Origin of the sequence: Microbaculum marinum, assembly GCF_037855135.1 — a bacterium.
Lineage (GTDB): Bacteria > Pseudomonadota > Alphaproteobacteria > Rhizobiales > Tepidamorphaceae > Microbaculum > Microbaculum marinum.
This window is the reverse complement of record NZ_JAZHOF010000007.1, coordinates 269895-295706: the sequence shown is the minus strand read 5'-3', so window position 1 is coordinate 295706 and position 25812 is coordinate 269895. Positions and strand designations below refer to the sequence as shown.

Annotated in this window: 24 protein-coding genes; 11 read left to right on the top strand and 13 right to left on the bottom strand. The window is 66.3% G+C overall.

Features of this window, described 5'->3' with window-relative positions; translation table 11 throughout:
* Positions 1–5: 5 nt before the first annotated feature.
* The 4 genes from dprA to V3328_RS18065 are packed head-to-tail and all read right to left on the bottom strand — an operon-like array spanning position 6 to position 4073.
* Positions 6–1136 (bottom strand): DNA-processing protein DprA, encoded by a 1131-nt coding sequence (gene dprA, locus V3328_RS18080; RefSeq protein ID WP_340331095.1) that lies wholly within the window; start codon positions 1134–1136, stop codon positions 6–8.
* Complete coding sequence (gene plsY / locus V3328_RS18075; RefSeq protein ID WP_340331094.1) at positions 1133–1750, bottom strand: glycerol-3-phosphate 1-O-acyltransferase PlsY; 618 nt, start codon at positions 1748–1750, stop codon at positions 1133–1135. The genes dprA and plsY overlap by 4 nt, the downstream gene beginning before the upstream one ends.
* Positions 1751–1770: 20 nt before the next feature.
* Entirely contained in the window at positions 1771–3108 is a 1338-nt protein-coding gene (locus V3328_RS18070) for a dihydroorotase (RefSeq protein ID WP_340331093.1), read from the bottom strand.
* A gap of 8 nt (positions 3109–3116) precedes the next feature.
* On the bottom strand, positions 3117–4073 hold the full coding sequence (locus V3328_RS18065; RefSeq protein ID WP_340331092.1) for an aspartate carbamoyltransferase catalytic subunit: 957 nt from the start codon (positions 4071–4073) through the stop codon (positions 3117–3119).
* A gap of 252 nt (positions 4074–4325) precedes the next feature.
* On the opposite strand from V3328_RS18065, the gene V3328_RS18060 reads away from it, so the two are divergent.
* Positions 4326–5648, top strand: a complete 1323-nt coding sequence (locus V3328_RS18060; RefSeq protein ID WP_340331091.1) for a DUF1835 domain-containing protein — start codon at positions 4326–4328, stop codon at positions 5646–5648.
* Here the strand turns inward: V3328_RS18060 and V3328_RS18055 are convergent.
* The 3 genes from V3328_RS18055 to ruvX all read right to left on the bottom strand — a co-directional run bounded on the left by V3328_RS18055 (position 5639) and on the right by ruvX (position 8526).
* A complete protein-coding gene (locus tag V3328_RS18055) occupies positions 5639–6934 on the bottom strand; it encodes a GGDEF domain-containing protein (protein ID WP_340331090.1) in 1296 nt (431 codons plus the stop codon). The two genes, V3328_RS18060 and V3328_RS18055, sit on opposite strands and share 10 nt — an antisense overlap.
* A gap of 149 nt (positions 6935–7083) precedes the next feature.
* Positions 7084–8016, bottom strand: a complete 933-nt coding sequence (locus V3328_RS18050) for an AEC family transporter (protein WP_340331089.1) — start codon at positions 8014–8016, stop codon at positions 7084–7086.
* Between the two features lie 21 nt (positions 8017–8037).
* Positions 8038–8526 (bottom strand): Holliday junction resolvase RuvX, encoded by a 489-nt coding sequence (gene ruvX / locus V3328_RS18045; RefSeq protein WP_340331088.1) that lies wholly within the window; start codon positions 8524–8526, stop codon positions 8038–8040.
* 131 nt (positions 8527–8657) lie between these two features.
* Between ruvX and V3328_RS18040 the strand changes: the two genes are divergently transcribed.
* The 10 genes from V3328_RS18040 (at position 8658) to der (ending at position 18463) form a co-directional block, all read left to right on the top strand.
* Positions 8658–9356 carry a metal-dependent hydrolase gene (locus tag V3328_RS18040; RefSeq protein WP_340331087.1) on the top strand — a complete coding sequence of 233 codons (699 nt, stop codon included), beginning with the start codon at positions 8658–8660 and terminating at the stop codon, positions 9354–9356.
* Positions 9357–9566: 210 nt separating this feature from the next.
* The gene (gene dctP, locus V3328_RS18035; protein WP_340331086.1) at positions 9567–10523 is read left to right on the top strand and encodes a TRAP transporter substrate-binding protein DctP; all 957 of its coding nucleotides are present in this window, start codon (positions 9567–9569) and stop codon (positions 10521–10523) included.
* A gap of 33 nt (positions 10524–10556) precedes the next feature.
* Positions 10557–11060 (top strand): TRAP transporter small permease, encoded by a 504-nt coding sequence (locus tag V3328_RS18030; protein WP_340331085.1) that lies wholly within the window; start codon positions 10557–10559, stop codon positions 11058–11060.
* A 3-nt stretch (positions 11061–11063) separates the two neighbouring features.
* A complete protein-coding gene (locus V3328_RS18025) occupies positions 11064–12380 on the top strand; it encodes a TRAP transporter large permease (protein WP_340331084.1) in 1317 nt (438 codons plus the stop codon).
* A gap of 126 nt (positions 12381–12506) precedes the next feature.
* Complete coding sequence (gatC, locus tag V3328_RS18020) at positions 12507–12794, top strand: Asp-tRNA(Asn)/Glu-tRNA(Gln) amidotransferase subunit GatC (RefSeq protein ID WP_340331083.1); 288 nt, start codon at positions 12507–12509, stop codon at positions 12792–12794.
* 8 nt (positions 12795–12802) lie between these two features.
* Positions 12803–13264 carry a GNAT family N-acetyltransferase gene (locus V3328_RS18015; RefSeq protein WP_340331082.1) on the top strand — a complete coding sequence of 154 codons (462 nt, stop codon included), beginning with the start codon at positions 12803–12805 and terminating at the stop codon, positions 13262–13264.
* Complete coding sequence (gene gatA / locus V3328_RS18010) at positions 13261–14739, top strand: Asp-tRNA(Asn)/Glu-tRNA(Gln) amidotransferase subunit GatA (RefSeq protein ID WP_340331081.1); 1479 nt, start codon at positions 13261–13263, stop codon at positions 14737–14739. The genes V3328_RS18015 and gatA overlap by 4 nt, the downstream gene beginning before the upstream one ends.
* Before the next feature lie 251 nt (positions 14740–14990).
* Positions 14991–15671, top strand: a complete 681-nt coding sequence (locus V3328_RS18005; RefSeq protein WP_340331080.1) for a tetratricopeptide repeat protein — start codon at positions 14991–14993, stop codon at positions 15669–15671.
* Complete coding sequence (locus tag V3328_RS18000; RefSeq protein ID WP_340331079.1) at positions 15671–17026, top strand: outer membrane protein assembly factor BamB family protein; 1356 nt, start codon at positions 15671–15673, stop codon at positions 17024–17026. Before V3328_RS18005 ends, V3328_RS18000 begins: the two co-directional genes overlap by 1 nt.
* Positions 17027–17101: 75 nt before the next feature.
* Positions 17102–18463: a ribosome biogenesis GTPase Der gene (gene der, locus V3328_RS17995; protein WP_340331078.1), complete on the top strand. Its 1362-nt coding sequence runs from the start codon at positions 17102–17104 to the stop codon at positions 18461–18463.
* Positions 18464–18536: 73 nt separating this feature from the next.
* On the opposite strand, the gene V3328_RS17990 is transcribed toward der, so the two are convergent.
* The 6 genes from V3328_RS17990 to V3328_RS17965 form a co-directional block, all read right to left on the bottom strand.
* Positions 18537–19289, bottom strand: coding sequence for an SDR family NAD(P)-dependent oxidoreductase (locus tag V3328_RS17990; RefSeq protein WP_340331077.1), 753 nt, complete (start codon positions 19287–19289; stop codon positions 18537–18539).
* Between the two features lie 9 nt (positions 19290–19298).
* Entirely contained in the window at positions 19299–20777 is a 1479-nt protein-coding gene (purF, locus tag V3328_RS17985; RefSeq protein ID WP_340331076.1) for an amidophosphoribosyltransferase, read from the bottom strand.
* 100 nt (positions 20778–20877) lie between these two features.
* Entirely contained in the window at positions 20878–21564 is a 687-nt protein-coding gene (locus V3328_RS17980; RefSeq protein WP_340331075.1) for a CvpA family protein, read from the bottom strand.
* 121 nt (positions 21565–21685) lie between these two features.
* A complete protein-coding gene (radA, locus tag V3328_RS17975) occupies positions 21686–23077 on the bottom strand; it encodes a DNA repair protein RadA (RefSeq protein WP_340331074.1) in 1392 nt (463 codons plus the stop codon).
* The gene (gene alr / locus V3328_RS17970; RefSeq protein WP_340331073.1) at positions 23077–24255 is read right to left on the bottom strand and encodes an alanine racemase; all 1179 of its coding nucleotides are present in this window, start codon (positions 24253–24255) and stop codon (positions 23077–23079) included. The genes radA and alr overlap by 1 nt, the downstream gene beginning before the upstream one ends.
* Complete coding sequence (locus tag V3328_RS17965; RefSeq protein WP_340331072.1) at positions 24252–25751, bottom strand: replicative DNA helicase; 1500 nt, start codon at positions 25749–25751, stop codon at positions 24252–24254. Before V3328_RS17965 ends, alr begins: the two co-directional genes overlap by 4 nt.
* Between the last annotated feature and the right edge of the window lie 61 nt (positions 25752–25812).

The window sequence follows — 25812 nt, the reverse complement described above, 5'->3', positions numbered from 1 at the left end:
ACTCTTTAGATCAGCGAGACGCGTTGGCCGGCGTGGCGTTCGATTCGTCCCGCGAGCTCCAGTTCGATCAGAGCCAGCATGACCTGTCCGGCCGAAAGGCCCGTCAGCCGCAGGATGTCGTCGATCGCGACCGGGCTCGGTCCGAGTGCATCGATAATTTGTCGACGGTCCGACTCGTCGATGTCCTCCGGTCTTCTCGAGCCCGTATCAGGCTCGGACAGAGGTGCAACCGGCGGCGGCGGCATCCCCAGCATGGGACGCAGGACTTCCAGCACATCGTCGGCCTTTCGGGTCAACGTCGCTCCCTGCCGAATCAACCGGTTGGTGCCGTCCGCTCTCGGGTCGAGCGGCGAACCCGGCACCGCGAAAACCTCACGACCCTGCTCAAGCGCGCAGCGTGCCGTGATCAGCGAGCCGGACCGGGCGGCCGCCTCAACCACGACCACTCCGTACGACACACCCGAGATAATCCTGTTCCGGCGGGGAAAGTCCTTGGCACGGGCCACCCAGTCCGGCGGCATCTCGGAGAGGATCGCGCCGGAAGTCTTTATTTCCTCCGCCAGTGGAACGTTCTCGGCGGGGTAAAGGTGACCGTGTCCGCCCGCAACTATGGCGATTGTTCCACCCGCGAGCGATGCCTGATGAGCGGCAGTATCGATCCCGCGCGCCAGCCCGGAGACCACCACGATTCCCTCCGCCGCCAGGTCGTTGGCCAGCATCGTGACCAACCGGCGCCCGAGCGCAGAGCAGTTTCGCGATCCCACGATGGCAACCATCGGCCGGCCGGTGACCGCAAGGTTGCCGGATGCGTAGAGAAGCGGCGGCCCGCCCTCCACACCGGCAAGCCGCGGCGGATAGCCGGCTTCTCCCGCCGTGACGAGGCGCGCACCCAATCGCGACGCCATTGCCAGTTCGCGTTCCGCATCGTGGAGCGGACATATGCGGATCGACCGCTTCAGACCTCCGCGGGCCGACAGTTCCGGCAGGGCTTCCAGCGCTTCCCTGGCGCCCCCGAAACGGTTGATCAGGAGGCGGAAGGTGGCCGGCCCCACATTTTCGCTGCGCAGAAGCCGCAACCATTCAAGCTTCTGGCGATCCGTCAGGACGGCGGCGTGCCTTCCCCCTTTGCCGGTCACGACCTGGCGCGGCCGATGCGGCTCTCCTCGCCACGAACAAGTCGACGGATGTTCGCTGCGTGCCGGAAAAACAACAGAACCGTGAGACAGGCGAACAGTCCGGCATTCTGCCATTGGCCGACGACCGCAAACAGGATCGGAGACAAGAAACTGGCGACGAGCGCGGAGAGCGACGAATACCGCGTGGTGAAGGCGGTCAGCAGCCAGAGGGCGGCGAAGAAGAACGCGGCCGGCCAGTACAGCCCCAGCAGCAAGCCGATGTAGGTGGCCGTCCCCTTGCCGCCGCGGAATTTCAGCCATACCGGGAACAGGTGGCCGAGAAAGGCGCCGAGCGCAGCGCACAGCGCGGTGTCCGCCCCCCATTGGGCGGCGATCACCACCGCTGCGGTACCCTTCAACGCGTCACCGAGAAAGGTCAGTCCCGCGGGCAGCTTGCGGCCGGTGCGCAACACGTTGGTGGCGCCGACGTTGCCGGAGCCGATGGTCCGAAGGTCGCCCAGCCCGAACAGCCTCGTCACGATGGGACCGAACATGATCGAGCCCGCGAGGTACCCGAACACCAGCGCTGCGAGCAGGTAGGGCAGAGCGGCACTCCAACTTGTCGGTTCGGGCATGTCGTGCGTTCCGGCCTCGGTCAGCGGGAACCGTAATCGTAGACAGTCCGCCCGGCAACGATCGTCCGCAGAACGCGACCCTGCATCCGGGCATCCTCGAATGGCGTATTCTTCGATCGCGACGACAGTTCGTCCACCTTGACGATCCACGGCATGTCGGGATCGAAGAAGATGATGTCGGCTGGTTTGCCCGCCTCCAGGCTTCCCCCTTCCAGACCGAGAAGCCCTGCCGGCCGTGTGGACATGGCATCGATCAGGCGGATCAGCGGCACGTCTCCGGAATGGTACAACCGCAGCGCGGCAGCCAGCAGCGTCTCCAGACCTATGGCACCGTCTTCGGCCTCGGCGAAGGGGTGGCGCTTGGTCTCCACGTCCTGAGGATCGTGGCTCGAGACGATCACGTCGATAAGGCCTTCCGAAAGAGCCTCGACAAGCCCCAGCCGATCGTCTTCGGTCCGAAGTGGCGGCGACAGCTTCACGAATGTGCGGTAGGCGCCGACGTCGTTCTCGTTGAGCGTCAGATTGTTTATGGACACTCCGGCGGTGACGGGCAGGTTCTTGTCCTTGGCGCGGCGGAGGGTCTTCAGCGAGGCTGCCGCGGACAATTGCCCGGCGTGATACCGACCTCCCGCGAGCCCGACGAGCTTCAGATCCCGCGACAGCATGACGGTCTCGGCCTCGGCGGGAATGCCGGGAAGGCCGAGGCGTGTCGCCGTTTCGCCTTCGTGCATGACGCCTTCGCCGACCAGGTCGGGATCTTCCGGATGGTGCACGATCAGGGCATCGAAATCCCTGGCGTATGTCAAAGCGCGGCGCATGGTCTGGGCGTTGGTGATCGGCCGCCTGCCGTTGGTGAAGGCGACAGCACCGGCCTCCGAAAGGAGCCCGATCTCCGATATCTCCACGCCGTTGAGATCCTTGGTGAGGCCCGCCATCGGCCGCACGCGTACGATCGACGTGCCGCGCGCCAGCCGCTGTACGTAGTCGACGAGCGCGACGTCATCGATCACCGGATCGGTGTCCGGCATGCACACCATTGTCGTGACACCTCCGGCCGCTGCGGCGCGGCTGGCGGAGGCGATCGTTTCGCGATGCTCGAAGCCGGGTTCGCCAGTGAACACCCGCATGTCGACGAGCCCCGGCGCGACGACCTTGCCGCCGGCGTCGACGATCTCCGCGTCTTCGGGAAACGTCTCAGCGCTGAGATGCGAGCCGATATCGGCGATGCGCCCTTTCCGTACCAGCAGCCCGCCGATTTCGTCGCGACCTGTAGACGGATCGACGAGCCTGGCGTTGTGGAAGCCGACCGGAGCCACACGCTCGCGCTCGAACCTTTCCGGAGATCCCCATACTGCCATCTGCGACCTCACGCGTTCGGCAGGTTGCGGGCGAGAGCCTCGAGCACCGCCATACGCACGGCGACGCCCATTTCGACCTGCTCGCGGATGACACTCTGCGGGCCGTCGGCGACGTCGCTGTCGATTTCCACTCCGCGGTTCATCGGGCCGGGGTGCATGACGATGGCATCGGGTCTGGCGAGGGCCAGTTTCGCCGCATCGAGGCCGAAATAATGAAAGTACTCCCGGACCGACGGCACCAGCGCACCCTGCATGCGCTCTCGCTGCAGCCGCAGCATCATCACGACATCGGCGTCGCGGATACCGGTTCCAAGGTCAGTGTAGATCTCGACGCCGGTGCGCTCGATACCAGCGGGCAGCAGCGTAGACGGCGCCACGAGACGGACCCGGGCGCCGACCGCGCTGAGCAGCAGGATGTTGGAGCGGGCGACGCGGCTGTGCAGGATGTCGCCGCAGATCGCTACCGTGAGACCCTGCAGGCGACCCTTGTGGCGGCGCATCGTCAGCGCGTCGAGCAGTGCCTGCGTCGGGTGCTCGTGTGCACCGTCCCCGGCATTGACCACCGAACAGCCGACCTTCCTGGCGAGAAGTTCCACCGCGCCCGCCGAATGATGGCGAACGACGATCAGGTCGGGATGCATCGCATGCAGCGTCACGGCCGTATCGAGAAGGGTCTCGCCCTTCTTCACCGACGACGAACCGACCGACATGTTCATGACATCCGCCCCGAGGCGCTTGCCGGCGAGTTCGAACGAACTCTGCGTCCGGGTCGACGCTTCGAAGAACAGATTGATCTGGGTTCGGCCGCGCAGCGTCGACAGCTTCTTCTCGACCTGGCGGTTGATGTCGACGAAGCCGTCGGCGAGATCGAGGAGGCTGACGATGTCGGCCGGCGAAAGCTGGTCGATGCCCAACAGGTGGCGATGCGGAAAGGTAATCGGCGAGGGGGCGGGCGCAGCGGTCATCAAAGCCGTGCGTATAGGCGGAGTCCGCGCGGCCGGCAAGCGCGCACTTGGCCTTCCGGGACAACTGTGGACGAATGGCCGGCGGGCGCGCTTGACGGGCCACGCAGGAGTCGTCAACTCTAGTGGCGGCCCGGTCGGGGCCTCCACGTCCGCGGAAAGGGCTGCGCCCACGATCGCTCCGGACTGGACTGACGTTCTCAGATCCCTTTTCGGTCTGCCGGCGGACACAGGCCTCGGAAAGGGGATTCCGTCATGACCGACCGCGACCAGCGGGCAGCCGACCCGTTTCGGCTCAATCTCGAACAGCAGAAGAAGCGCGCCAAGGACCTGCTCAAGGCGCTGAAATCGGGCGACCCGGACGCAATGGAACGCATCCGGGCGAACCATCCGGATGCTCGCCGCGACGGCTCCCGCCCGGACGGCCTCGACCGGCTATCGGACGCCCAACTCGTGATCGCACGTGAACTCGGCCTCCCGAGCTGGCCCGCCCTCAAGAGCCATATCGCGGCTATGGAGCGCAACCGGTCCGACATGCAGTCGGGTCGAACGCTGGACACTGACATGGACACGCTGCACATCCGGTGCGGAATGGACGTGAAGCAGGCCCTGTCCGACGCAGGGTTTTCCGGCGACTTCCTCGAATACTCCGATCCGTTCTGCCAGGGCCCGGTTGTGGCTGCCGACGACTTCCTGGACCGGCGGGCCGGCTTCCTGGCTGACGCCTACGGCGCGGAAATGGGGCTGACGAAGGCGCGATGCCTGGCTCGACTCGAAAGCGAAGAAGCGGCACTGGCGTCGGCCGCCGCCCGGTACGAGCGGGTGGTGCTGTGGTTCGAACACGACAGCTACGATCAGCTCATTCTGGCCCGTTGTCTTGTGCAGTTCGCCGAGTTCGGCGCGGCTTCGACGCTGGAACTGATAGACATCGACCGCTTTCCCGGCTCGATCAGGTTCATCGGTCTCGGGCAGCTGCCGCCCGAGGCGCTGAGGCTGCTCTGGTCGAAGCGCCGGGCCATCTCGCGCGAACAACTGGACCTGGGCGCCCGGGTCTGGAGGCATCTGCGGGCTCCGGAACCCGTTTCATTGTACGGCGCCGTGGAGGCGGCTGCGAGGGGCCCCGGCGCAGCGGCGCTTCCCCACATGCGGGGCGCCGTCCTCCGGCACCTCCAGGAGCTTCCTTCCGTGCGCAGCGGCGCGGGCTTCACCGAGGCGATGGTGCTGGAGATCCTGTCGGGCGGCCAGATGCCGATCGGCATGGTCTACCGCGACCTGATGGTGGAGAAGGAGCCGCAGCCATGGCTCGGCGACCTGATGTTCCTGCACATCGTCGAGACGATGCTTGCCGCCGCCGATCCGGCAATCGCCGTCGATCCCGACGGCGCGGACGCGCACTGGCCGCAGCGCCGGATCGCGCTGACCGGGGCGGGACGGGCCGTGCTGGCGGGCGAGCGCGACTACATGTCCCTCGGCCCGCCGGAACGCTGGGTCGGCGGCGTGCGGATCGCCGCAGGATCGGACAACTGGCGGTGGGATTTCGAAGGCGGGCGGCCGGTGCGGATGCCGGCTCAGGTCTGACGCACAAGGCCGGCCGCGTCGTCGCCGGGTTCGCCATCGGTCCCCACGACGCGATTGCGGCCGGTGGTCTTCGCCGAGTACAGGCGCTTGTCGGCCGCCGACAGCAGCGAAATGAAGTTGGTCCCGTCCTGGGGGGACGTCGCAAGCCCGATGCTGATGGTCAGCGGCTCGCGCAGGTCCGGGTTCCTCAGCGTCGCCGTCTGCCAGTGCAGCCGGTCGGCAAGCGACCTGGCGCCATCGGCCGCCAGATTGTTGGAGACGACGACGAACTCGTCCCCGCCAAACCGGTAGATCCGGTCCGAATCTCGCAGGCTGTGCGTCAGCATCTGGGCCAGCGACCGCAGCACCGCATCGCCGACGAGATGGCCGAACTCGTCGTTGACCCGCTTGAAGTCGTCGATGTCGATCAGCAGCACGCTGACCGGCATGCCGCGCTTGATCGATCCCATGATCATGTTCTCGGCCTCGCTTTCCATCTGGCCGCGATCCGAGACCCCGGTCAGCCCGTCGCGGCCCGTGCGCTGGAGCAGTTCCTCGTAGCGCTGCCGGTAGGTGAGGGCGTCGAACACGTCGAGCAGGCGGGGATGGGCGAAGCCGTCGAAGACCCGCGGCTCGAAATACCGCAGGTAGGCGGTCACCAGGACGGCGCAGATGCACGCCGTCGTCGCCTTTGCCACCCAGCCGCCGAGGAAGGTGTCGACCGGCACCTCGGCCACCAGGTGCAGCACCGGCCAGAACATCAGCTGGTCGAAGGTCAGCACGATGACGCCGCTGGCGGCGAGGCGCGCCAGCATCGAGCCCCTGTACCAGCGGCCGAGTTGCTCGTAGACGAGGATGATCAGGATGCCGTCGGCGAGCAGCAGCAGCGTGCCCCAGATCATCAGCGTGCCCATCTGGTCCATGAACAGGAAGTCGGGGGCGGGGCCGGCGGTGGGGACGATGACGTTGGCGCGCAGCAGGGCGACGAGGCCGATGGTCAGGATGTTGCCCATGAACAGGCCGTAGATCGGCTGCCGCACGGCGACGGCGTCCTCACGGATGTAGACGAGCAGCAGCAGCATGATCTTGCCGGAGAACAGGATCGTCGATCCCGGCGAGACGACGATGCCCGGCGGCACCGCGACGTAGAAGGTGGCGGCAAGGTAGGTCTCGAGGAAATGCATCGCCCCGAGCGCGCAGAAGAAGATGCCGATGCCGTAGCGATGCCTCAGGCCGAACAGCGTCGCCATGACCATGAAATACAGTGCGAGCTGCAGCAGCAGCAGCCCCAAATCCGCTATCGCCACGAATCATCCCCAAGCGTCGGATGTTCAGCCGCACAGTCGACGCAGTGCAAATCAATACGCCACTTAAGTTCTGATTTGCAGCCCCCGGATGCCTAAAAATTCCGCAGATCCGGCCGAATCCCGGCGCGGCCGGACGCGTGCCGGAGATATTATACCACCACCAGCAGTGTCAGCCACATCGGAAGGGTCACCGTCGCGCAGATCGTTTGCAGCGTGATGATCTCCGCCATCAGCCTGTCGTCGCCGCCGAGTTGCCGGGCGAGGAGGTAGGCGTTCGCGGCGGTGGGAGCGGCGAGTGCCACGATCGCCGTGCCGAGGGCGGCGCCGGACAGCTGGAAGACGGTGGCGTATCCGAAACCGATCAGGGGCATGACCAGGAGCCTGAGAGCGGTGCCGATCAGGTGTCTGGCGCGCGGTCGGCGCAGGGCCCGGATATCCAATCCCATCCCCACGGCGACGAGCGCGATCGCAAGCGCCGCACGCCCGAGGATGTCCAGCGTCGCGGCGACCGGTCCGGCAGGCCGAAGCCCTGTCGTGCTGAGCACAAGCCCGATCACGCAGGCGATGATCAGCGGATTGCGGGCGATCTCCCTGACCAGCACCAGCAGAGGCGGTCGCGCGCCGCCGGCATAGTGGGAGAGCACAACGACGGCCATAAGGTTGAGGACCGGCACCATGGCGACGATCGCCACGGCGATCAGCGTCAGCCCTTCGGTCCCGAAGAGACTGCCGGCCAGCGCCAGCGCGACAAAGGTGTTCCAGCGTGTCGCGCCCTGGAAAACCGAGGTGAAGGCGGGCCCCTCGAGCCCGATGGCGGACCTGAGCAACGGCTGCAACATCAGGCACAGCGCGCCCATCGTTACCACCGACAGGAACAGGGTGGCGCCGAGCGCCCGCCAGGACAGCACGCCATAATCGGCGAGCCCGAGGGTCAGCACGATCAGACAGGGAAAGAGCACGTAATACGCCAGCCGGTCGATGCCGGTGCGCCCCGCCTCGTCGATGAGTCCGAACCGCCGAACGGCCCAGCCCGCCGCGATGACGACGAGCACGGGCAGCAGGCTTTCAAGCGCTGTCAGCATGGCGCGCTCCGGGTGGCACTGTCACGGCGCGGGGTCCGGCCGCAAGGCGGCGAGGCGGTCGATGGCGCCTTGCAGGATGTAGGCGGCCGCCACCTTGTCGACGATCTCGGCGCGCTTCCGTCGGCTGGTGTCGGCGTCGATCATCGCGCGGGTAACTGCGACGGTCGATAGCCGCTCATCCCAGAGCAGGATCGGGAGGTCGACGATTCCGGCGAGATTGCGCGCAAAGGCCCGAGCGGCCTGTGCCTTGGGACCCGACGTCCCATCCATGTTGAGCGGAAGACCGATCACAAGGCCCGCCACCGCGTTCTCGGAACACAGCCGTGCGATGACTGCTCCGTTGTCCCTGAACTTGCCCTTTTTGAGGCCCACGAGCGGCGACGCAATACGCCGTCCGCCGTCGCAGAGGGCGATTCCGATCGTTCTTTCGCCCGGGTCGATGCCAAGCAGCGCCCCGCGGGCGGGCAGGGCTGCAGCGAATGCTTCGGCATCGTCGTAGGGCGCGTTCATGCCGATGCTCCTACCAGACTGAGCGCCGCTCCGCAGCGGTTGTTGCCGTAATGGGGGTGCGCTAAGTGTCGGAGTGAATTCCCAGACGGCGGCCGCGACCGCCGCCAGGCGCGAGAGGGAGACCTTCCGACATGAGGATTACCTGGTTCGGACACTCGGCGTTCCGAGTTGAAACCGGCAACGCCGTCATCATCATCGATCCGTTCCTGACCGACAACCCGACCTGGAACGGATCGGTCGACGATGCCACGAACGGTGCGACGCATGTCGTGCTGACGCACGGCCATTCCGATCACATCGGCGACACGGTCGATATCTGCAGGTCGACGGGCGCGGTGCTGGTGGCCAACTTCGAGATCTGCATGTACCTGTCGGGCAAGGGCGTGGAGAACTTCAGTCCCGCCAATCACGGCGGACGGCTGCACTTCGACGATTTCGACGTTGCATTTGTCCAGGCCTGGCATTCGTCGTCCGAGATCGTCGACGGCAAGCCGCTCTATCTCGGCAACCCCGCCGGGGTGATAATCTCTCCCAAGTCCGGCGCCGGAAAGGTGCTGTACCACATGGGCGACACCGACATCTTCTCCGACATGGGACTGATCAACGAGATCTACAAACCCGCCGTGGGCATCGTACCGATCGGCAACCGCTTCACGATGGGCGCCGAACTGGCGGCGATGGCGTGCAAGAAGTACTTCGACTTCGAGACGGTCATCCCCTGCCACTACGGTACGTTCCCCATCATCGACGCGACAGCCGACAAGTTCGTCTCCGAAGCCTCGGGCGTGAACGTGGTGGTGCCGGATCGCGGCGTGGCCATCGACGTGTGACCGGGTCGCCGGGCAGGGGAAGGATGCCGGCGAGCGACGGCGGCCGTCCGGCCCTGTCCCGCTGGTCGACCTGGTGGCCGCACGATCGCCGATCGTGCGGCAGTCGTAGGGGGTCGGGTGTTTTCGGGCCCGATTGACGCGTGCTTCCGGGGGCGCCTAGTATTCGAAGCTTAAAATAAAGCTCAGCTTCCAGACGAACCGGGGAACACAATGAAACGCACACTGTGGCTTGGAGCTGCGATTGTCGCCGTCCTCTCGGGGCCGGCCCACGCCGAGGAAGTCACATTGCGCGCCGCGAGCGCGTTCGGCCTGGGCACCGCGTTCGCAAAACCTTTCGAAACCTTCGTCGAATGGCTCAACGCGAACGGCAAAGGCGTGATCCAGATCGATCTCGTCGGCGGCCCCGAGGCGGTGCCGCCGTTCGAACTCGGCAATGCGGTGTCGAGCGGCGTCGTCGACATGGGCAACGTGCCCGCCGCCTTCTACACCAACATCATTCCGGAAGGCGACGCGCTGAAGCTTGCGAAGAACCCGATCGAGGAACAGCGGCAGAACGGCTGCTACGAGCTCATCGACTCACTCCACCAGGAGAAGATGGGGGTGAAGTATCTCGCCCGGTTCGGCGACCGGATCCCGTTCCATCTCTACCTCACAAAGCCGGTGGAGGGTCCTGACCTGAGCGGCCTGACCATCAGGACGACGCCGGTCTACCAGGCGATGTTCGAGACGCTGGGCGCAAACCTCGTGCGCACCGCCCCCGGCGACGTCTACACGGCGCTCGAACGCGGCACGATCGACGGATACGGCTGGCCCATTCAGGGCGTCCTCGATCTCGGCTGGCACGAGCAGACCAAGTACCGTGTCGATCCGAGCTTCTACGGTGTCGAGGTGGGCGTGATCGTCAACCTCGATACCTGGAATGGCCTGAGCGACGAGCAGCGCGCATTCCTGGAGAAGGCTGCGGGCGAACTGGAGGCGATGAACGCCGAGTCGATCGAGATCAACGCGAAGGAAGACGCCGCCCAGCGCGAAGCGGGGATCGAGGTGATCGAATTCACCGGCGATGATCGCGACAAGTGGCTGAACACGGCCTACGACGAGGGCTGGAAGGCGATCGACTCGATCAATTCGGATTTCGCTGCGAAGTTGAAGCCCTGCTTCGGCTAGGCCGGCAGCCTTTCCAGGATGGCCCGCTCCTCGATGCGGTCGGTCCGGCTGGAAGGCGTCTATCGCACCGTCACGACGGCGCTCGCAATTCTGGCCGGCATCATCCTGTGCGCGATCGCGCTGGCGATACCGGTCGACGTGACACTCAGGGCCTGCTGCTCGTCCGCGATCTTCGGCTTGGGTGACCTGACCGAGCACGGCATCGCCGCGGCGACGTTTCTCGGTGCGCCCTGGGTGCTCTGCAAGAACGCCCACGTCGCCGTCGACATCTTCGTCAATCGCCTGTCCGAGCAGTCACGCAACCGTCTCGACGTGATCGTGAACCTGATAGGGGCAGCTGTCTCGGCCGTGTTCTTCTGGTACGTCCTGCAGGCCCTGATCATTGCCGCCTCGCGCGGGTCTATGGTGCGCGGCATCATCGTCGTTCCGGAGTGGCTGACCTTCCTTTCTCCGACGGTTTCGGGGGCTCTGCTGGCGATCGGCTTCCTGCTCAGGATCGGCGTATCCGCCCGGACTTGCCACGCGCCGGGGCTGTAGCCGATGGACTGGCCGCTAACACTCTGCCTGATGCTCGGCGGTCTGGTATTGCTGCTCGCCATCGGGCTGCCGGTGGCCTTCGGCTTCATCGCCGTCAACGTGGTCGGCGCGTTCTTCATCCTCGGCGGCGAGAACGGCCTCGTCCAGATGGCGCGCAATTCGGTCCAGTCGGTCAGCAGTTTCCAACTGGTGCCGATCGCCCTGTTCATCCTGATGGGCGAGATCATGTTCCAGTGCCGGCTGGCCCACAGGGCGATCGACGCGGTGGATCGTGTTGTGACGAGGATCCCGGGGCGGCTTTCGATCGTCTCGGTGCTGGCCGGCACGATATTCGCCGCTCTCTCCGGTTCGACGATCGCGAACACGGCGATGCTGGGGTCGACACTGCTCCCGTCGATGCTGAAGCGCGGCTACCATCCGATGCTGGCGATGGGACCGATCATGGGATCGGGCGCCATCGCGATGCTGATCCCGCCATCCGCGCTGGCCGTGCTGGTCGGCAGTCTGGCCGGCATATCGATCGCCGGCTTGCTTGTGGCGGGCATCATCCCGGCGCTCATCCTGTCGGCCCTGTTCGTGGCCGTGATCATCTCGGTCGCCACCCTGCGTCCCCAGTACGCCCCGTCGGACGATCTGCCGGAAATGGACCTGTGGAGCCGTTGGCAGCCGTTCCTTGTCCACGTCGTGCCCCTTTCAGGAATCTTCGTCGTGGTGATCGGCAGCCTCCTGGCCGGGCTTGCGACTCCGTCGGAGTCCGCGGCACTCGGCTGCGTCGCCGCGCTGATCGCGGCCGCCGCCTATCGCTCGGTCTCCGCCGACGCGCTCATGACTGCCGTGATGGAGACCGTGAAGCTCTCGGTGATGATCCTGTTCATCATCGCGGCCAGCCAGACCTTCAGCCAGATCCTGTCGTTCAGCGGCGCGACGCGCGGGCTGATCGGGCTTATCGAGGCCTACGATCTGACGCCGATGCAGATCCTGCTGGGAATCATCCTGATCCTCCTGTTTCTCGGCTGCTTCATCGATCAGGTGAGCATGCTGATGGTCACCGTTCCGATCTTCGTTCCGCTGGCGGCGAGTGCCGGCATCGACAAGATCGTGCTCGGGGTCATCTACCTGCTGACGATGGAAATCGCGCTGCTGACGCCGCCCTTCGGCCTGCTCCTGTTCGTGATGCAGGGCGTTGCGCCGCCCCAAATCCGAATGCGCGACATCTACAGCGCCGTCGTGCCGTTTCTTGCAGCGAAGCTCTTCGTGCTGGCGCTGGTCGTCCTGTTCCCGCTGCTGGGCACCTGGCTGCCGGCGCAACTGGGGCGATGACTGCAATTCGCGGGATGGCCATGGCCGGGATTCGCACGCGTTGCCTTGGGCGGACCGCCGGTGCTATAGGCGTCTCGACGGCAGCTATTCGCCGAATTCCCGCAGATTGATACAAGGATCGCGGCCATGTCGGTCGACATCGACACCGTTAAGCGCATTGCGCGTCTGGCTCGCATCGCCGTCACCGAAGACGAGGCGCAGCACCTGCAGGGCGAGCTCAACACGATCCTGGGCTGGGTGGAGCAACTGGGAGAGCTCGACGTTACCGATGTCGAGCCGATGACCAGCGTCGTCCAGGTCGAGATGAAGAAGCGGCAAGACGCGGTGACCGACGGGGGCATCGCCGACGACATCGTCGCCAACGCGCCGGAAACCGAGGACCACTACTTCGTCGTTCCGAAGGTGGTGGAGTAGATCCGGCCATGACGGTGACCATCGCCGCGGAGAGTCCGTTGCAGGACGACGTGCGAGCGCTCGTCGCGGATCTGAACGAGACGCTGCTCGAGCTGTCGCCGCCGGAATTCTGCTTCCATATGACTGCAGAGGAAATGGCGGGCGCCGATACGACGGTGTTCGTCGCACGGGACGGCGGGGCCGCGGTCGGCTGCGGCGCCCTCAGGCGTCACGGCGGCGGGGTCGCCGAAGTGAAGCGGATGTACACGCGTCCCGGCCACCAGGGGCAGGGGATCGGCGGGCGGATCCTCGACGAGATCCTCGCGCTGGCGCGGCAAGAGGGGATTGGCCGCCTCGTGCTGGAGACCGGCGACCGGCACGATGCAGCCTGGCGGATCTACGAGCGGGCCGGGTTCAACCGCTGCGGAGCCGTGCTCGACTATCCCGATTCCGGGTATTCCATCTTCTACGAGAAGTCGCTTCAGATATGACCGACCTGACCAGACTGACGATTTCCGAGGCCCGCGACGGGCTGAAGGGCAGGACGTTTTCGGCCGTCGAGCTGACCGACGCCTATCTTGCCGCCATCGAGGCCGCGCGGCGCCTGAATGCCTACGTTGCCGAGACGCCGGATCAGGCGCGCGAGATGGCGGCTGCTTCCGACCGGCGCCTCGCCAACGGCGACGCCCGTCCGCTGGAGGGAATACCGCTCGGCATCAAGGACCTGTTCTGCACCAGGGACGTGCACAGCCAGGCCGGCAGCCACGTGCTGGACGGCTTCAAGCCGCGCTATGAATCGACGGTCACGGCAAACCTGTGGGCCGACGGTGCGGTGATGCTGGGCAAGCTCAACATGGACGAGTTCGCCATGGGCTCGTCCAACGAGACGTCCTACTACGGGCCCGTCATCAATCCCTGGCGATCAAAGGCCAACAACGCGGATCTGGTTCCCGGGGGGTCCTCTGGCGGATCGGCCGCAGCGGTGGCGGCCCGTCTCTGCGCGGGCGCGACCGCCACCGACACCGGCGGCTCGATCCGCCAGCCGGCCGCTCTCACCGGCACCGTCGGGATCAAGCCGACATACGGGCGCTGCTCCCGGTGGGGCATCGTCGCCTTCGCCTCGTCGCTCGATCAGGCCGGGCCGATCGCCCGTACCGTCCGCGACGCGGCGATAATGCTGCGGTCGATGGCATCGGTCGATCCGAAGGACACCACCTCCGTCGACATCGAGGTACCCGACTACGAGGCCGCCGTCGGCAAGTCGGTGAAAGGCATGCGGATCGGCATCCCCAGGGAATACCGGCTGGACGGCATGCCGGCGGAGATCGAGGAATTCTGGACCCGCGGCGCGGCCTGGCTCAGGGACGCCGGCGCCGAACTCGTCGACATCTCGCTGCCGCACACGAAGTACGCCCTGCCAGCCTACTACATCGTCGCGCCGGCCGAAGCGTCGTCGAACCTCGCCCGCTACGACGGGGTTCGCTACGGGCTCAGGGTCGACGGCGACGACGTCATCGACATGTACGAGAAGTCGCGCTCGGCGGGCTTCGGCGCTGAGGTGAAGCGCCGCGTGCTGATTGGGACCTACGTGCTGTCGGCCGGCTACTACGATGCGTACTACCTGCAGGCCCAGAAGGTTCGCACGTTGATCAAGCGGGACTTCGAGACGGTGTTCGCAGATGGCATCGACGCGATCCTCACTCCGGCGACTCCGTCGGCGGCCTTCGGCGTCGCGGCGATGTCGACGGCCTCGCCGATCGAGATGTACCTGAACGACATCTTCACGGTGACGGTGAACATGGCCGGCCTGCCCGGGATCTCGGTGCCGGCGGGGCTCAACGCCGAAGGGCTGCCGCTCGGGCTGCAGCTGATCGGCCGGCCCTTCGACGAGGCGACGCTGTTCCGGGCCGGCCAGGTGGTCGAGGATGCCGCCGGGACGTTCTCGCCGGACGGCTGGTGGAGCTAGGCCGGGAGTGCCCCGAGACGGTTCGAGCCGGAACGTCAGCCTTGATATCGGCTCAATGACCGCTTAATCACGGCGGCCGGTCGGGCCGCCCTGCTGATGCCACATTGCTGCGGGGATTTTCCCGCTCAGGGCCTCGGCCCGGCGAGGTGCCATGGGGATTTGCGCGAGGCGGGATCCCCGGATAGGTTGTCTGCCCAGACGGGCCCGCCGGGGTACGGCGTAGAGAAGAAAGAAGGCGCGGGCGGTTCTGCATGTCCGATATTTTCCGTGAAGTCGAGGAAGACGTCCGCCGCGAGCAGCTCAAGAAGCTGTGGGACAGGTACGGTATCGTCGTCATCGCCGTCGCCGCGCTGATCGTGCTGGGCACGGCCGGCTGGCGCGGCTGGCAATGGTATTCCGAGCGCCAGGCGGCAGCGCTGGGGGCGGAGTACTACGAGGCGGTGCAGCTTGCCCGCGACCAGCCTTCCGAGGCTGAGGCCGCCTTCAACGAGATCGCCGCGAAGGGCGGCGGCTTTGCGGCGCTGGCGCGCCTGCGCGCCGCCGCGGCGCGCGCCGAGGGCGGCGACCTCGACGGCGCGGTGTCGGAGTACGACGCGATCTCCTCCGGTTCCGGGGTGCAGACCGACCTGCGCGATGTCGCCCGGATCCGGGCGGGCTACATACTGTTGCAGCAGGACGACCGGCCCGGCGTCGAGCAGCGTGTCGGCGATCTGGCGGCAGAGGGCAATCCGTGGCGCAATTCGGCGCGGGAACTGCTCGGGCTGGCGGCCTACCAGGACGGCGACACGGATACCGCGACGGCCCGCTTCGAGGAAATTCTCGGGGACAACGAAACACCCTCCGACATGCGGGCCCGGGCCCAGCTGATGATATCGCTGCTGGCGGCCGATCGCCCGATGTCGAGCGGCGAGGACGCTGCAGCGGAGCAATGATGCCGGCAATTTCGACGCCCCTGCGGTTCACCGCCATTCTGCTGCTGCTCGCCGGAGGCATCTCCGCCTGCAGCGAACCGCCGTCGCTCGAAGACTTCACCCTGGTCGGCAATCCCTTTGCCGAGAAGGAGAAGCGTCTTCCGGGCGAACGGCGCGAGGCGATCAAAAGCACCGGCGGTATCACGGTGGACGAGTCCGTTGCGGCTTCGCCCGTCAGCATTCCTCCGGCCCAGGATATCGGCGGCTGGTCGCAGCCCGGCGGAGTCGCCTCCAACGCCCCCGGCAACGTTGCGATATCCAGCGGCGGCGGCGGCTGGTCGGTGTCCGTCGCCCGGGTGGACAAGCGCGGCCGGCTCACGGCGACGCCGATCGTCTACCGCGGCGTCGTAATCGTCATGGATCAGCAGGCGAACGTATCGGCCTATTCCCTGAACGGTGGCGGACGCAGCTGGTCGGTGGCGCTCAAGCCCGAGAAGGAGGACAGTCCGTCCTTCAACGGCGGCATCGCGGCCGAGGGTGGCTTCGTCGTCGCGGCGACCGGATACGGCACCGTGGCAGGCGTGAGCGCCACCGACGGCGGCATCCTGTGGTCGATGGAACTGGGGGCGCCTGCGCGCAGCGCGCCGACGATCGCGAACGGCAAGGCCTACGTGGTCTCCGCCGACAACATCATCTATTCGATTTCGATCGACGACGGCTCGATCCTCTGGAGCTATTCCGGCATCGGCTCCTCCGCGGGCGTGCTCGGCAACGCGAGCCCCGCCGTTTCCGGCGACCAGGTGATCGTTCCCTATTCCTCCGGCGAGATTCTGTCTTTCAGCACCGAGACCGGCGATCCGAAGTGGATCGACGCGCTGACCGGGGCCAATCGCTTCACCGCAGTTTCCGGCCTGACGGACGTTTCGGCCGCTCCGGTAGCCTATGACGGGCAAGTGTACGCCGTCAGCGTCTCTGGCCGGATGATCGCGGTCGGCATGCGGGACGGCAACCGGATCTGGGCGCAGAACGTCTCGGGCGCGCATACCCCGGCCGTTGCCGGCAACAGCATCTTCGTTGCGACGCTCGGCGGCGAAGTGGTGGCGCTGGACCGAAGGTCCGGCGCGGTGCGGTGGATCACCGACCTGTCGCAGTCCACGGATTCGAAAGCCAAACGGCCGACGAGTCTCGCCGGTCCGCTGCTGGCAGGCAGTCAGCTCTGGCTGGGCACCTCCGATGGTCGTCTGATAACGCTGGATCCTTCCAATGGGACGGTCGTTTCGACGCAGACAATCGGCAATCCGGTCTATATTAGTCCGATCGCCGCGGGCGGCCGGATTCTGGTCCTCGACAACTCGGGCAAGCTGTCGGCCTTCTGACAGCGATTCCCTTCGACCGGTTCGAATGTGGCGGACCCGGCGGCACAGTAGTCCGACAGGGAATCGCCCGGAGCAATGGCGCATACGCTCAAACCACTGACGGTCGCGATCGTCGGCCGTCCCAACGTCGGCAAGTCGACATTCTTCAACCGGCTCGTCGGCCGGCGGCTCGCGCTCGTCGACGACCGGCCGGGCGTGACGCGCGATCGGCGCGAAGGCGAGGCCAAACTCGGCGACCTCGCCCTGACCATCATCGACACGGCGGGGTTGGAGGAGGCGGACGCCGACAGCCTGGAGGGGCGCATGCGGGCCCAGACCGAGCGCGCCGTCGCCGATGCGGACGTGTCGGTGTTTCTGATCGACGCCCGTGCCGGCGTGACACCGGCCGACAGGCACTTCGCCGACCTGCTGCGCCGATCCGGAAAGCCGGTCGTGCTCGTGGCCAACAAGTGCGAAGGCGCGGCCGGCGAAGGCGGATTCTACGATGCCTATTCCCTCGGCTTCGGCGAACCTGTCCCGTTTTCCGCCGAGCATGGACTGGGGCTTGCCGATCTCGTCCTCGCACTGGAGGAGCACGCCTCGGAGGACGCGGTGCCGGGATCGGCCCGGCGCGACGAGGAGAGCGGGCCGGTCCGCGTCGCCGTGGTCGGCCGCCCCAATGCGGGAAAGTCGACCCTGGTCAACAAGCTGATCGGCGAAGACCGCATGCTGACCGGGCCTGAAGCCGGCATTACACGAGACTCGATTTCGGTGGACTGGCAGTGGAAGGGCCGTCCGGTGCGGCTCGTCGACACCGCCGGGCTGCGGCGCAAGGCAAGGGTGCAGGCGAAGCTCGAGAAGCTTTCAGTCGGCGACGCGCTGCGCGCCATCCGTGCGGCGGAAGTCGTCATCCTGGTGCTCGACGAAAAGAGCCCATTTGACAAGCAGGATCTGCAGATTGCCGACCTCGTCACCAAGGAGGCGCGCGCCCTGGTCATCGCGGTGAACAAGTGGGACCTGACTGAGGATCCCAAGTCGCGAATGAACGAAATGCGCGAAATGGCGGACCGGCTGCTGCCGCAGGTGCGGGGAATGCCGCTTGTCCCCGTCTCCGGCCTGACCGGCCATGGCCTGGGCAAACTCATGGAGGCGGTCTTCACGATCCGCGAGAAATGGGAGACGCGGGTTCCGACGTCTGCTCTGAACCGCTGGTTCGGTGCCCTCATGGAACACCATCCGCCGCCGGCCGTCGCGGGGCGGCGCATCAAGCTGCGCTACGTCACGCAGGCCAGCAACCGTCCGCCGACCTTCGTCGTCTTCGGGACCCGCACCGAAGCCCTGCCCGAATCCTATCGGCGCTATCTCCTGAACGGATTGCGGGACGCCTTCGACCTGGTCGGCGTCCCAGTACGCCTGCATCTGCGAAAGACCGAAAATCCCTTTGAAAAGGGCTCATAGCGGTTCTTAGGGCAGGGCCTCTCGGCACAACTGACCTGATGGCAGGCGGCGCCGGCATGTGCGGACGGAGATGCTACTCCGACGCGCTCGGCTCGAGAGCCTTCAGCCAACGGCCTTCCCTGTAGCTGTAGATCTGCCCGCTGCGTGACTGATCTGCGCGCACGGTGTCGATCACGTATGGCGCCACCTCCTCCGGCGAAGGATACAGCGTCCAGTCCTGGCCGGGGTAGGTCTTGCGCAGCATGGTGGTGTTTACCCGGCCCGGACTGAACAGGTTGACCTTCACCCGGGTCTGCTCGAGTTCGGCCGCGTAGGTTCTCACCAGGATCTCAAGTCCGGCCTTCGAGGCGGCATAGGCCCCGCAATAGGCCCTCCCGGAATGTGCCCGGCCGGAGGTCATGAAGACCGCTCGGCCGGCGTCGGAGAGGCGGAGCAGGGGGTCGAGAGAACGGATCAGCCGCCAGTTGGCGGTCAGGTTGACGCCGATCGTCTCGTTCCAGTCCTTCTCGCGGATATGGCCGACGGGCGTCGTGACGCCGCCGACGGCAGCGTTCCCCACAAGGATATCGAGTTTTCCCCAGCGTTCGTGGATTGCGGCGCCCAGCCGGTCGATCGCGGGATAGTCGGTGAGGTTGAACGGGACGAGCGTGGTGGACGAGCCCGCCGCCTTCACTTCGTCGTCGAGTTCCTCCAGCGCGCCGACCGTTCGGGCGACGGCGATGATGTGGGCGCCTTCGCGCGCGAGCCCGATCGCGACTGCGCGGCCGATGCCCCGCGAAGCGCCGGTGACGACGGCGATGCGGTCTTCGAGACGACGTGAACTCATGCGAAGGTTCTAGCCGGTCTCGGCGAGAAGCGACAGTTTCTGGGCGCGCTCCTCGGCTATGACGTCGGTCAGCGGCGTCGGGTAATCGCCCGTGAAACAGTGATCGGTGTATTGCGGCTCGGCAGGATCGCGACGGTTGTGTCCCATGGCCCGATAGATGCCGTCGACCGAGAGGAACGCCAGCGAATCGGCACCGATGAACCCGCACATTTCCTCCAGGGTCATCTTGGCCGCCAGCAGGTTCTCCCGCTCGGGGGTGTCGATGCCATAGAAGTCGGGATGGGTGATCGGCGGGCTTGCGATCCGCATATGGACTTCTCTGGCGCCGGCTTCACGCATCATCTGCACGATGCGGGCGGAGGTGGTGCCGCGCACCAGGCTGTCGTCGATCAGCACGACGCTCTTGCCGGCGACCTGGCTGCGGTTGACGCTGTGCTTGAGACGGACGCCGAGCGCCCGGATCTGCTGTGTCGGCTCGATGAAGGTCCGCCCGACATAGTGGTTGCGGATGATGCCGAGTTCGAACGGGATGCCCGAGGCCTGGGAATAGCCGATTGCCGCCGGGACGCCGGAATCCGGCACCGGCACGACCACGTCGCTGGGAGCAGGCTGCTCGGTCGCCAGTTCCTGTCCCATGCGCTTGCGCACGTCGTAGACGCTCTTGCCGCCGACAACGGAATCGGGCCGTGCGAAATAGATGTACTCGAAGATGCATGGCCGCGGCTTGCGGGGCGAAAACGGGAAATGCGATTCGATCCCGTCCTTGGAGATCACGACGACTTCGCCATTCTCCACGTCGCGCACGTACTTCGCGCCGATGATGTCGAGGGCGCAGGTTTCCGAGGCGAGGATCGGGGTCCCGTCGAGTTCGCCGAGAACCAGCGGGCGGATGCCGAGCGGATCGCGGGCGCCGATCAGCTTCTTGTTGGACAGGGCGACCAGGGAATATGCGCCTTCGATCTGGCGCAGGGCATCGATGAACTTCTCGACGAGGTGGGCACCGGCGCTGCGCGCCACGAGGTGCAGGATGATCTCGGTGTCGGACGTCGACTGGCAAATGGCGCCGTCGCGGATCAGCTTGCGACGCAGGGTCAGCGCATTGGTCAGGTTGCCGTTGTGGCAGACGGCAATGCCGCCGCCGGCAAGATCGGCGTAGAGCGGCTGCACGTTGCGCAGGATGGTGTCGCCCGTCGTCGCGTAGCGGCAATGGCCGATCGCTGCGGAGCCGGCGAGGCGCTCGATGATGGCCGCCTTGGAAAAATGGTCCCCGACAAGGCCCATACGGCGCTCGGAATGGAAATGGTGGCCGTCAAAGGAGACGATGCCGGCCGCCTCCTGTCCGCGGTGCTGCAGGGCATGGAGGCCCAGCGCCGTGAAGGCGGCCGCGTCGGGATGTCCATAGACGCCGAACACGCCGCACTTTTCACGCAGGTAGTCGCCGTCCTCGGGGTCGGGAACGGCTGAAATACCCTCGGTGGGGTTTGTCATCGGATGCTCCGGGTCGATGCGGCGCGCGGGATCACCTGCGCAGGCTACGACAGTTGTCTCTCAGATAGACTCGAATCCGCACGAAACAAGCGCGCGGCCATCACTGGTTGCCACTGCGGGTGCTATCGAGCAGCTGGTTCAGGCCGTCGCGCTCCGAGTTCTGATAGCCCTGTCCCGTCGAAGGAATGCTTCCCGTCGTTTCCTCGCCGTCGGCGGGAGCGGTGTCCTGGGGCGTGATGGCGTCATTCGGCGTAGTTTCGTCGCCGCCGTCGACGCCGTCGCGCAGCTTGTCGAGGATTGCGCGTTCCGGGTCTTCCGGCAGCAACGCGATGATCGCGTCGCCGGTCTGCTTCAGGATCGGCGCGGACCGCGCTTCGCGAATCCACTCGGGCTGGTTCTCCGGCGGCACGAGCCAGGCCAGGAACATGTAGGCGATCACAACCAGCAGCAGGCCGCGGAACAGGCCGAACACGAAACCCAGCGTGCGGTCGAGGGCGCCGATGCGGCTGTCGAGAATGAAGTCGGAAATCCGCATCGTGATGAAAGACACGATGATCAGGGTGATGACAAAGATTCCGACGGCAAGCGAGATGTCGGCCAGCCAGTTCGGCTGCAGCATCGCGCGCACGTCCTCCTGGAACCGCGGAAAGAAGTAAAGCGTCGCGCCGGCGGCAACCACCCAGGAGGCTATCGACAGGACCTCGCGCGTCAGTCCCCGCACCATGGCGAGCAGGGCCGAAATGAGCATCACTGCAATTACGATGAAATCGAGCCCCGTGATGATCATCCGGCGGGGTGCCTCCTTGCCGACGTCCGCGCGTTAATTACGCCTAATTCCCCTGACGCGCAAACATCTCGATAGCGTCTCCGCGGCCGTTGTTCAATGCGCCGCAAAGGCTTGCGGCGGCTCAGTCCTCCGCCGGGGACGGGGCCGCGGCGGCGATCCGGGCGACAAGGCCGGCAAGCGACTCGATCGATTCGATCGGCACCGGCGGCGAATCTCCGGCCTCTGCTACGTTGCCGGCTGGCGCCACGGCCCGGGAAAACCCGAGTTTCTGCGCTTCCCGGAGCCGGGCGGAGGCATGCGCCACGGCACGCACGGCACCCGACAGGCTGACCTCGCCGAAGAACACCGCGTCCGAGGGCAACGGTGCCTGGGCGAGCGAGGAGACCAGGGCGGCTGCGGCGGCAAGATCGGCAGCCGGCTCGAGGATGCGCAATCCGCCGGCTACGTTCAGATAGATATCGTGGCCGCCGAGCTTCAGCCCGCAATGGGCATCGAGCACCGCCAGCACCATTGACAAGCGATTCGAATCCCACCCGACGACCGCCCGCCGCGGCGTTCCCAGGGGCGAGGGGGCGACAAGGGCCTGCATTTCCACCAGCAGGGGCCTGGTGCCCTCCATGCCGGCGAACACGGCCGCCCCGGGGCTCGCGGCGTCCCTGTCGCCGAGGAACAGCGCGGAGGGATTGGAAACCTCGATCAGGCCCTGTCCCGACATCTCGAAGACGCCGATCTCGTCGGTCGGGCCGAACCGGTTCTTGACCGCCCGCAGAATGCGGAAGCGGTGGGCGCCGTCGCCTTCGAAGTAGAGGACCGCGTCGACCATGTGCTCGACGACGCGCGGACCGGCGATCTGGCCGTCCTTGGTGACGTGGCCGACCAGGACGATGGTCGTTCCGGCCTTCTTGGCGAAGCGGATCAGGGCCTGCGCGGCTGCGCGGATCTGCGTCACCGTCCCCGGCGCGGACTCGACCGAATCCGTCCACATGGTCTGGATCGAATCGATGATCACCAGGTCCGGCGGGGTGCCGGCGGAAATCGTCGTTAGGATGTCCTCGATCCGGGTCTCGGCGGCAAGCGAGACTTCCGCATCGCCCAGACCCAGGCGGTCCGCACGCAGCCGAACCTGGCCGATCGCCTCCTCCCCGGAGACGTAGACGACGCGGCGGCCGCTCCCCGACACGGCGGCGGCGGCCTGGATCAGCAGCGTCGACTTGCCGATGCCCGGGTCGCCGCCGATGAGGATCGCCGAACCGCGCACGAAGCCGCCGCCGGTGACCCTGTCGAGTTCGCCGATCCCGCTGACCGTCCGCGGCGCGTCCTCGGACGTCCCCTTCAGCGGCACCAGTTCGACGACGCGACCCTTGCCGAGACCGGGTCCGGGCGCCGCCAGCGCGCCGCCGCCGGTCTCCTCCACGAGGCTGTTCCAGGTGCCGCACGCTTCGCACCGGCCCGCCCATTTCGGGCTGACGGCGCCGCAGGCCTGGCAGATATACTGGGTCGCGCGCCGCGCCATTACCCGTCCTTGCAGATCCGGTGAAACCGCTGCCCGAGGCTGGTCAGCACCTCGTAGCCGATAGTGCCCGCCCGGTCGGCCAGATCGTCGACGGTGAATCGCTCTCCGAGAAGTTCGGCGTAACCGCCCGTATTCACGTAGCGATTCGGCACGTCGGTAACGTCGACGGCGATCAGGTCCATCGAAACGCGCCCGATGATCGGCGCAGGATGATCGGCGAAGTAGACCACGCCTCCAGGCTTGGCGTCCGTAGAACCTGCGGCGCGGAAATAGCCGTCGGCATAGCCGACGGAGAGGATCGCCATGCGGGTGTCGCGCTTCAGGCGCTGGGCCGCGCCATAGCCGACCGTCGTGCCGGCCTCCGCCAGTCGCGTTCTCAGGACCCGCGCCTCGACACGCACGACCGGGCGCATCGGGTTCGGCCGGCCGGCGACCGCGCGGCCGCCGTAGATGGCGACCCCGGGGCGGACGAGATCGTGGGTATACGGGCCGCCCAGGATCGTGCCGGCGGAATTGGCCAGCGAGGCGGGGGCGACCGGCAGCTTGTCGCGCAATTCGTCGAACAGCGCGACCTGGTAGGCGTTGAGCGAATGGTTCGGGGTGTCGGCGCAGGCGAGGTGGCTCATGACCAGCGACAGGCGGAAGTGCTCGAACAGCTCCGGGCGGCCGGCGAGAACCTCGACTTCCTCGGCGGTGAGCCCGAGGCGGTTCATGCCGGTGTCGATATGGATGGCTGCGGCTCGTTTTTCTCCGGTCTCGCGGCAATGCGCCGACCAGGTCTCGATCTCGGTCAGGCTGCCCAGGACGGGACGCACGTTGTGCAGGTGATAGGTATGGTGGGCGTCGGGCGCCAGGCCGTCGAGGACGTAGATCTTCGCCTCCGGCGCGATCGCCCGCACCCTTCGCGCCTCGGCGAGGATCGCCACGAAGAACACCCGGCAGCCGGCCTCCCACAGGGCGGGGACCACGTTGCCGAGCCCGAGCCCGTAGGCGTTGGCCTTGACCACGGCGGCGGTTTCCGCGTGCGGCGACATCGCCTTCAGGTCGCGCCAGTTCTCCTTCAGCGCCTTCAGATCGATGGTGAGGCGGCCTGCCGTCTCGAAGTGCTTCAGGTCCGAAAGGGAGATGTCGCCTGCCGCGGTTCCGGCCGGCGGGCCTGTGCCTGACTCCGACGTCATTCGATGCGTTCCGGCAGACGCGCGTCGTTTGCCAGGTTCTCGAACCGGGTGAACTCTGCCTGAAAGGCCAGGTTGACCGTGCCGGTCGGGCCGTGGCGCTGCTTGCCGATGATTACCTCAGCCAGGCCGTGCGCCCGCGCCATCTCGTCCTGCCATTCCTCGAATTCGGGTGTGCCTTCACGCGGCTTCTTGTTCTTCAGATAGTACTCCTCGCGATAGACGAAGAGGACCACGTCGGCGTCCTGTTCGATGGAGCCCGACTCGCGCAGGTCGGCGAGTTGCGGGCGCTTGTCGTCGCGCGACTCGACCTGCCGGGACAGCTGCGATAGGGCCAGGATCGGAACGTGAAGTTCCTTCGCCAACGCCTTTAGGCCCGTGGTGATTTCGGTGATCTCCTGTACGCGGCTGTCCTGCGAGCGCCGGCCCGATCCCTGCAGCAGCTGGAGATAGTCGATGATGATCATGTCCAGCCCCTTCTGCCGCTTCAGCCGGCGTGCACGGGCCGCGAGCTGGGCGATCGTCAGGCCGCCGGTCGCATCGATGTAGAGCGGAATCGACTGCAGCCTGGTGGCGACCTCGACCAGCCGGTCGAACTCGTCGCGGGTCGTCTTGCCGCGGCGGATCGTTTCCGACGCCACCGCCGCCTGCTCCGAGATGATGCGCGTGGCAAGCTGTTCGGCGGACATTTCCAGAGAGAAGAAGCCGACGATGCCGCCATCCAGCGTCTCGAGCCGGCCATCCGGCAACATCTGCGAGCTGTAATGCTCGGCGACGTGGAAGCCGATATTGGTGGCGAGCGACGTCTTGCCCATCGCCGGCCGGCCGGCGAGGATGACGAGGTCCGACGGCTGCAGCCCGCCGAGCACCTCGTCGAGATCGCGCAGGCCTGATGCAATGCCGGACAGATGGCCGTCGCGCTGGTAGGCCGCGCTGGCCATGTCGATGGCGTCCTTCAAGGCATCGGCGAAGCGCAGGAACCCGGACCCGTACTTGCCCGTTTCCGCAAGCTCGAACAGGCGCTGCTCGGTCTGCTCGATCTGCTTGGCCGGCGACATGTCGACCGGGGCGTCGAAGGCTAGGTTGACCATGTCCTCGCCGATCGTGATCAGCCGCCGGCGCGTTGCCAGTTCATAAATGGTCCGGCCGTAGTCCTCCGCGTTGATGATGGTCGTGGCACCTGCCGCAAGCCGGGCGAGGTACTGGGTGACGGGCACGTCGCCAATCGGCTCGTCCCGCTCCAAGAACGTCTTCAGCGTGATCGGCGTCGCCGTCTTGTTGGCCCGGATCAACTGGCTGACGACATCGAAAATGCGCTGATGCACGGATTCGAAGAAGTGCTCGGGAACCAGGAAATCCGAGACCCGGTAGAACGCCTCGTTGTTGACCAGAATCGCGCCCAGCAGCGCCTGCTCGGCCTCGATATTGTGAGGCGCCGTGCGAAACTGTTCGGTGTCGTCACGCTCGCTTACGGAGCGGCTGAGGGCCTGGACTGTCATGGGTCTCAAGTAGGACGAGTCGCCTCCCGTGGCGAATCAGCCCCGCCCATTCTGCCCGCAT